The organism is Caballeronia arationis (genome assembly GCF_001544975.2).
Lineage (GTDB): Bacteria > Pseudomonadota > Gammaproteobacteria > Burkholderiales > Burkholderiaceae > Caballeronia > Caballeronia arationis.
In genome coordinates this window covers 1-8,367 of sequence record NZ_FCOG02000195.1, presented here as the reverse complement: position 1 = coordinate 8,367, position 8,367 = coordinate 1, and the positions used below count along the sequence as shown (strand labels likewise).

The following is an 8,367-nucleotide window of genomic DNA, read 5'->3' as shown; positions in this document are numbered from 1 at the left end:
CGACAGAAATCGCGCTTTATCATGCACTTGGAAAACTACCCGAGCCTCCGTCGACCCACAGTTTTTACTGACGAACCCATGTTGTAAAGGCCGCCATAAGTGAAGGCGCCATCCAGTCTCGCGGGCGGAAAGAAGAGGAAGTCGGCCATCAGGTTGTATTGCTGGCCGAACGTTATGCGCCCGACGTCGTCCTTCGAGAGACCGACGAAAGCCTGTCGGTTGAAGTCGGCGTTCGGTCCAGGGATTCCCGCGCCGCTATTCACCGAGAACTGCGACGCAAGCTCGAAGAGGGTCTTGTAGCCTCCGCCGAGATCTTCGACGCCACGGATACCCCAGATGCTCGGCGTCCAGATCGAGTCGTCGGCTTTGAAGTTGTGGCTGCCGTTTTCGTTGCTCACATAGCTCAGGCCGACGTCGAGAATACCGAACAGCGTCACGCTGCTTTGCGCTTGAGCCTGCGAGGTGAGCGCGCATGCAGCGACCAGCGCGCATAGTGTCTTCCTCATTTTCTTCTCCTGTGTTTCTTCTAGATTGGTTTTCAGGGAAGGACAACTGCCGCGTTTTCGTCGATCGAAAGGCGCGACACGAGATCGCTCAACAACGCCGGTAGTTCTTCGAGCGTCTGCACGCCACCGAAGATGTAGTAGTCGGGCCGCACGACGATGGCTTTGACGCCGTGCTCATCGAAGAACTGTTTGTACTTGCCGCTGACGTCGAGCAGCACGCGATCCTTGACGGCTTTGTCCGCGTCGGTCGTGATGCCGGTCGAACGCCCGCCGATGGCAGCAAGAGCGGCCTTGCCTTGCGCGTCGAGATGTCGGTTCGGGTGAGCATCGAGCGCGATGATATGAAATCCGTTGGGCACTGCGTCGTCGTAACGGGATGCTTCGCCGAGGTTCGTTACCTGGCCGTGAACGCTGAGCAGTCCGGCCACGCTCTCCGAGGCGAATGCTGGATCCTTGCAGATCAGGCCGTCGGTGAGACCCGGGAACGGCGGCAGCGGAGGCACGTTGCCTGCGAGATACGCTTCGTCGCGTCGAGCCGCTTCTTCCTTGTCCGAGATGCAGACGACCTGTCCCATCGCGATCGATGCATCGATCACCGCACGCACTTGCGGGCGACGCTCAGGGGTGTAATCGTCGAGCACACGGTCCGACGAAACGCCCTTAAGAATCAGGTCGAACCGCCAGGCGAGATTCCATGCGTCCCGGATGCCTGAGCACATGCCCTGGCCCATGAACGGCGGCATCTGATGAGCAGCGTCGCCCGCAAGCACCACGCGCCCGCTATGCCAGTTTCTTGCGATCAGCGAGCGGAACTTGTAGACGGCATGGCGCACGAGGGTCGCGCTCTCCGGCGTGACCCAGGGCGACAGCAGTTCCCACACCTTCTCCGGCTTTTGCAGGTCTTCGATCGATTCGTGCGGCAGACGCATGAACTCCCAGCGACGCAAGCCCGGACCGCCCGGCACCATCGTCGTCGGGCGCGCCGGGTTGCACCACTGGCCGATGTCGGGCACGTCGAGCTTCACGCCATCGTTCGGTTTCAGATCGATGACGAGCCAGTCTTCCTGAAAGCCGAGATCATCGAACTCGATGTTCTGCGACTTGCGGACGAAGCTGTTCGCGCCGTCCGCTCCGACAACGTAGCGTGCGCGCACCGTCTGCGTCTCGCCGGTCGGATCCCAACTCGCGCCGTTCATTACGCCGCGACGCAAAGTCAATTCGCAGCAGTCGGGCAACTGGCGCAATCCGGTTGCTTCCCAGCCCTGTTGTACGGAGACATTTGGAAGCGATTTCGCCTTCCTGTCGAGGAGCGCTTCGAGCGACGGCTGGTTGAAGAGATAGCCCACCGGGCCATCGCTGATCGATTCCGCCGACCAGTCGATTTCGACAAGCGTCTTCCAGTCCGCGTTGAACCATTGATATTTGGACGACGGTTGCGAGATGCGCTCGACGTCTGCTCCAATATCCATCGCATGAAATACACGGCGGATCTCGTGGTCGTGGAATACCGCCCGCGGAAGCGGGTACAGCGAAGGCCAGCGATCGAAGACCGCAACGTTATAGCCGCGTTCTCCAAGCAATATGGAAAGAGACTGCCCGACCGGGCCGTATCCAACAATCGCGACGTCGAGGATCGTTTGATCTGTCATTTCGGTTCACCTGCTAAAAAAGAGCGAGTTGTGCCCTGGCGCCGGAAGAACCGGCAGCCATCGAATCAATGCGAAGGGTGTGAAGCGATCAGTCCTCTAAGACGACGCCGGCTTCGGTGTTGTGGATGAAGTCATCGGGGACCGGCGGACCCCAGAGATACAGCGAGTCTTCCGGCGCGAAGTCGCCAGCGGGCCACGCCTGGCCTGCGGACACGAAGTCGATATCGGCGGAGTACTCGCAGAACGAGCCCCACGGGTCCTGCACGTAGTGGAAGTAGTTCGAGCCCAGCACGTGTCTGCCAGTCCCCCAGCCTTTCGTGAAACCGGCAGCGGCCATCTGCGACGCGCCTTGACCGACGAGGTTCACGTTATCGACGTCCCACGCCGCGTGGTGCCAGCCGCGCGCGCTGCTCTTGGCGAACGCAACCAGGTGATGGTCGCTGCCGTGCGGTGCATGCGTGAACGCGATGATGTCGAGCGACTTGTCCGACAAACGCAGGCCGAGCGCCTTGCCATAGAAATCGAGCGCACCAAGGACGTCTGGTGAAAACAGCAACACGTGAGAGAGACGTCGCGGACGCACGGTCTTCGCCTCCGAGCGCATGTGCGCGCCGCGCTCGTCCGCGTTGCTCGACGCGACGACGCACGGTTCCTTATCGAAGGGCGTCGTCTTCGGTCCGACCTTTACTTGAATCAGGTTGCCGTCCGGATCGTGGAACCAGAAGCCTTGATTGGGCGATACAACGAGGTCCGCGCCTGCCGCCTTTACCTGTTCGCAGATCGCTGCGAAATCCTCTTCGAAGCAGTTGAAACTCAAATACGCCAGCGACTTTCTCGACGCAGGGAAGACGCGCGCCCAGCGATGTCCATCGGCTGCGCGCAGTTCAAGTTCTTTGTCCGTTGCAGCTACGTCGAGACCGAACGAGCTGAAGAAACGCTCGGCTTCGGCAAGCGAGGGAACGTTGAGCGCAAAGTGATCGATCGAGTGAACACTCGCGCATGCGGATGCTACGGCAGGGTCGCTCATGACCGTGTCTCCAGGTTCGATAAGCGCCGGCTCTGCGACCGGCTTCGCGGATAAGGAATTAGCGCGCTGCTTCATCGGCGATGACGTTGCGCAGGGTGCCGATCTTTTCCACCGACACTTCGCATACGTCGCCCGCTTTCATCAGAAGCCGCGGCGTGCGCGCCCAGCCGATGCCCGACGGCGTGCCGGTCACGATCACGTCGCCCGGTTCGAGCGTGATCGCTTCGCTGATCACGCTGATGAGCGTCGCGACGTCGAAGACCATGTCGTCGGTGCTGGCCGACTGGACCACTTCGCCGTTCACGCGCGTTTCCAGCAGCAGGCCTTTCGCGCCTGCGGGCAATTCGTCGGCGGTCACGAGATCGGGACCGAATGCGCCCGTGCCGTCGAAGTTCTTGCCGACGGTCCACTGTGGCGTCTTGAACTGATACTCGCGCACGGAGCCGTCGTTGAAGAGCGCATAGCCCGCAACGTGCGAGAGCGCGTTTTCCTTCGAAATATGGCGGCCTCCCTTGCCCAGCACGACGGCGACCTCGCCTTCGTAATCGAGCCCTTCGGAATCGGTCACGCTCGGACGGATCATCGGCTGCTCGTGCGCGACAAGACTTGTGTTGACACGCAGGAAGAGGGTCGGGTAGTCGGGTTGTTCGTAGTTGCTTTCCTTCGTGTGGTCGGCGTAGTTCAGACCCACGCAAACGATCTTCGGCGGTTTTTGTAGCGTCGGAAGGTACTTCAGGCCGGCAGCAGGCACCTTTTCCTCCGTCGCGTTGGTCTTCGCATACTCATCGAGACGGACGCCGCGCGCGAGGAGCGACTCCAGCGGTTCGTTGCCGATGACGCGCACGTAGTCTCCTTCGCTAACACCGAGGGTTGCACGGCCATTCTTTTCGAAACTGACAAACCTCATTTCTGCCTCCTGTAGACCCGGAGACAAAGTGCCTCAGGGTGCGGTGAATCTCGTATTGACGAATGTGTCAGTTCCAATTCTATGCAAATTGACAAATTCGTCAATACGAATACACATAGGACAAACCCTCGGAGCCCGTGCACTGCTAAAATCAAACCAGATCAACGGGATAGCCAATGGAAGCGACAGAATCGAGCGAAAATCATCGAACTCGCGTAGGTGCGTTGCGACGCGAGAAGACGCGTATTCGTCTGATCGAAAGTGCGCTGGCGGTTTTTGCAGAAAAGGGCGCTGACGCCCCGACGATCGACGATTTCATCGCAGCGGCGGGAGTAGCACGCGGGACGTTCTACAACTACTTCCGCACGACTGCGGAACTGCTGTCGGCGGTGGCGGGCGAAAGCAGCGATGAAGTCCTTGCGGTCATCGATCCGCTCGTACGCGCAATCGATGATCCGGCGCAGCGGGTGGTGGTGGGTTCGCGGCTTTATATGGGGATGGCGGCACGGTATCCGCTGTGGGGCGCGTTCATCACGCGGGTGGGCACGAAAAGGGGTTCGCGAGGCCGCTTGCTCGACGAGTACCTCATCCGAGATCTGCAGATGGCCTTGGATGCGGGTCGATTCGACATAGCGGATGTGGTTGTCGCGCGCGATATTGCCCTTGGCTCGATCATGTACGGCATCGAAACGCTGTTATCGGGCGACGCGCCTGTCGACTACGCCGAGCAGTCCATGTACGCGCTCATGCGCGCCTTCGGCATCGGAGCGAAGGAAGCACGAAAACTTGCCTACGCACCGATCGCCGATCCTCCAGCACCACGCGGCGCTATCTTTGAACGAGTCGATGCATTGGCAGACGAAGACGGCGGCTTGCATCGTGACGCGACGAGTTAGGGCGAAGGAAGAGTTCTAGCGCGTTCGTCGCGCCTCTTGAAGAGAAAAGGAAGCTCCAGTGTGACGCCACGGCGCAAGCGAACGGCTGCACCGACCTGGGAAGCTGTCGTTCGATTCGATGCGTCCAACGTCCCAATAGGGTCGCGAGTCACCGATCGCCCACACGCAGCGGCGCGCCAGTCGGCTATGCGCGCCTGCACGCCGCGAGGCTGTGGACAAATTGCTTGATACTGGCGAGGACGGATTGCTGATCGCCCGCGAACGCCCAGTGATCGCTGCCGTCGAGCTCGACGAATCGCGCCTGCGCGATGTGGCTGGCGAGATGCCGGCCGGCGCCGACGCGAACTGCACGGTCGCCATGACGGTGGAGCACCAGCGTCGGAACGGAAATCCGGCCCAAAAGATGCCGCACATCCATATCGCGCAGCGCCTCGATCACGCCCTTGATGGCTCCCGGGCTCGACGCGGCACGGAGCAAGCCCGCCCACCAGGCTCTCGCCTGAGGATCGCCAGACAGGCTCGGCGCGAAGGTCTCGATACCGGCAGGGCTGCCCCAGGCTACGGCGAGCTGATGCAACCAGATGTCATACTGCCGGGCCTGCAGCGCGTGCGGATAGTCGGGCGTCGCGCTTCCCTTCGCCAACGAGCCGAAGAGTATGAGGCCGGCGACTCGATCGGGCTGATCGGCGGCAAATTTGATGCATGCCGGTCCGCCCTCGGACGCCCCGAACAGCACGACCCGGCGGCTGCCGGCGGCGTCAAGCACGGTGCCGATGTCCTGCGCGGTCGCGTCGACGCTGGGATTGAACCCGACCCGGTCGGAAAGTCCGACGCCGCGACGATCGAGCAGGATGAGACGGCCCATCTCGGCGAGGGAAGACAGGAACGCCCGGCACCGCGGCTCCTCCCAAACCCGTTCGACGTGGGACACGAAACCGGGCAGCACCAGAATATCAATGCGGCCGGCGCCATAGGTCTGGAACGCGAGATGGACGTCGCGACCGCTGACAAAGCGGGTCGGCGGCGGGTCCTCGGTCTGCGGCGTTGCGCCGGCGATCAGCAGCGCGCCGGTCTCGGTTTCGGGCGCCACATCGAGCTCGTCGCGAAGGCGCTGCGTCAGGGCTTCGAGGTGGCGCTCGGCCGCGGCCCGATCGCCGGCCAGCAGGAGATTGCGGATGAGATGCCGGCCGTACACCTCGCTGAGTGGATCGAGCTCAACGAGACGGCCGGCGTGCGCGGCCGCAGCCGCGTAGGCGCCGGCTGCATTCCTGTCGTGCACCACCCGCTCGAGCGCCTGGATCGCTCTGCCCCTCAAGGCCTCACGGCGAAAGAAAGCCCACTCATCGAACTGCGGGCAGTCGCCGGGCGAAAAGCCTTCCAGAAAGTCGCCGGAATAGTGACGGCAGGCCCGCTCGAACTCGCCGCGGTCGCAGGCTTGCTCGAACAGTTGGGCATCCACCTGCAGGTCGATTCCTGACGACCATCGAACCGTCGACCGGTCAATTGTGAGAACGTCGTTGCCGAGCGTAAGCTGGAGACGATGCAACAGGCGCCGCAGCCGCGCCCGTACCACCTCTTCGCGGTTTTCCGGCCACAACATGGTTGCGACGACGTCGCGCCCGACTGAGCCCTTCGCTTCCGCTAGATAGATCAGCAGGGCCAGGCCTTTGCGCAAGGCCAGATCGCACAGCCGGTCGTCCCGACGGATCTCCGGAAATCCAAGCGTCCGCACGCTGAACAGAGTCATCGTGATGCGACCTCAATGACGGCGTCCAGGGGACGCTCAGGGGACGAGGCGATACTACCATTCGCTGCAGACGATCGTCGCCGGACTCAGTGCGACGGATCGAACTGGAGGATCGTCATGAAGAACCTGAGCGAGCATGCGATCGTAATCGGCGCCAGCATGGGTGGGCTGCTGGCCGCACGCGCACTATCGGATTTCTACACCACCGTTACCGTGCTCGAACGCGATGCGTTTCCAGCAGCAGACATTCCACGCAAGGGCGTCCCGCAGGGTCGCCACATCCACGGGCTTCTTGCGCGCGGCAGCGCGATACTGGAGGAATTCTTCCCAGGGTATAACAACGAAGTCGTCGCGCAGAGCGGCGGGTTGCTCGGCGATGTCGCCAACGATGTCAGCTGGATCGGCCGCAACGTCAAGCTGGCTAATGGAACAAGTGGCCTGATCGGCCTGCTTGCGAGTCGTCCCGTGCTCGAAGGCCATCTGCGCCGACGGGTCCTGAGGTTGCCGAACGTGCGCGCCATGGAGAATTGCGCTGTGCAGGGTCTTGCCAGCGACGCAGCCCGCAAGAGTGTGACCGGTGTGCGCATACGTGTTGAGGGCAAGCTGGACGAGACGGTCAGCGCGGACCTCGTCGTCGATGCGACCGGCCGTGGTTCGTCCAGTGCAGATTGGCTTGAAGAACTCGGCTATCAACCTCCTGTCAACGAGAAGGTCGAGATCGGCATTGTCTACATGACTCGTACCTATCGACGTCGGCCGACTGATCTCGACGGTAAGCTCGGCATAGTTGTCGCCGGTAGTGCACCGAACTGGCGCAACGGCGTCATGCTCGCGCAGGAGGATGACAGCTGGATCGTCAGTGCCGGCGGCTTTCTGGGCGACGACGCACCCGATAACGATCAAGGCTTTCTCGCGTATCTGGCGACGCTGCCGACCGCGGAGATTCACGATGTTGTCGCAAGGGCTGAGCCGTTAAGCGATTACCGGCGCTACCGCTACGCGTCCAGCGTGCGTTGGCGGTTCGAGAAGCTCGCACGCTTCCCCGAGAACTATCTGGTTTTCGGTGACGCCATCTGCAGCTTCAACCCGATTTACGGGCAGGGCATGACGGTCGCGGCACAGGAGGCGCTGACGCTGCACCAATGCCTGCTCGCGGGCTCGAACCATATTGCGCGGCGGTTCTTCAGGGCGGCCGCGAAGATCGTCGACATTCCATGGGACATCGCGGTTGGCAACGACCTCCGCCATCCGCAAGTTAAGGGCGCGCGTCCGCCGATGCTGCGTTTCATCAACTGGTACATCGGCAAGCTTCATCTTGCTGCGACGAGCGACAGCGCGCTGGCGACCACCTTTCTGAAGGTCGTAAACCTGATGATCCCGCCGCCATCCCTGCTCAGCCCTGCGATCGCTTGGCGGGTCTGGCGGGGCAACTGGAGGCTTGCGCTATCCGCTCCTTCGCGTGCGATCGAAGCAACCTGCGATATAACACGGCGGCCTCAAAAGTGAGGTGCAACACTTATTTCGTATAAGGTGTTGCAATGCCCGACAAAACTACTTCATACCAGCACCTTCAACCTGAAGAACGCCTCGCCATCGCAAGCCTACGACTGCAGGACGTGAGCATTCGGGCCATGG

General features: G+C 61.7%; 6 protein-coding genes and 1 pseudogene. 2 read left to right on the top strand and 5 right to left on the bottom strand.

Going from position 1 to position 8,367, the window contains the following annotated elements; all coding sequences use genetic code 11:
• Nucleotides 1-80 precede the first annotated feature (80 nt).
• The 4 genes and pseudogenes from AWB81_RS38540 to AWB81_RS38525 all read right to left on the bottom strand — a co-directional run.
• Nucleotides 81-506: pseudogene (locus tag AWB81_RS38540) on the bottom strand (porin); the annotation flags it as partial.
• Nucleotides 507-538: 32 nt separating this feature from the next.
• A complete protein-coding gene (gene mhpA / locus AWB81_RS38535; protein WP_062643380.1) occupies nt 539-2,155 on the bottom strand; it encodes a bifunctional 3-(3-hydroxy-phenyl)propionate/3-hydroxycinnamic acid hydroxylase MhpA in 1,617 nt (538 codons plus the stop codon).
• An 88-nt stretch (nt 2,156-2,243) separates the two neighbouring features.
• A complete protein-coding gene (locus tag AWB81_RS38530; RefSeq protein ID WP_062643378.1) occupies nt 2,244-3,182 on the bottom strand; it encodes a VOC family protein in 939 nt (312 codons plus the stop codon).
• Between the two features lie 58 nt (nt 3,183-3,240).
• Complete coding sequence (locus tag AWB81_RS38525; RefSeq protein WP_062643376.1) at nt 3,241-4,089, bottom strand: fumarylacetoacetate hydrolase family protein; 849 nt, start codon at nt 4,087-4,089, stop codon at nt 3,241-3,243.
• A gap of 224 nt (nt 4,090-4,313) precedes the next feature.
• On the opposite strand from AWB81_RS38525, the gene AWB81_RS38520 reads away from it, so the two are divergent.
• Nucleotides 4,314-4,985: a TetR/AcrR family transcriptional regulator gene (locus AWB81_RS38520; protein WP_235026130.1), complete on the top strand. Its 672-nt coding sequence runs from the start codon at nt 4,314-4,316 to the stop codon at nt 4,983-4,985.
• Nucleotides 4,986-5,169: 184 nt separating this feature from the next.
• On the opposite strand, the gene AWB81_RS38515 is transcribed toward AWB81_RS38520, so the two are convergent.
• Nucleotides 5,170-6,732, bottom strand: a complete 1,563-nt coding sequence (locus AWB81_RS38515; RefSeq protein ID WP_200822618.1) for a bifunctional AfsR/SARP family transcriptional regulator/alpha/beta hydrolase — start codon at nt 6,730-6,732, stop codon at nt 5,170-5,172.
• A gap of 117 nt (nt 6,733-6,849) precedes the next feature.
• On the opposite strand from AWB81_RS38515, the gene AWB81_RS38510 reads away from it, so the two are divergent.
• Nucleotides 6,850-8,238 carry an FAD-dependent oxidoreductase gene (locus AWB81_RS38510; protein ID WP_062643369.1) on the top strand — a complete coding sequence of 463 codons (1,389 nt, stop codon included), beginning with the start codon at nt 6,850-6,852 and terminating at the stop codon, nt 8,236-8,238.
• Nucleotides 8,239-8,367: the final 129 nt, after the last annotated feature.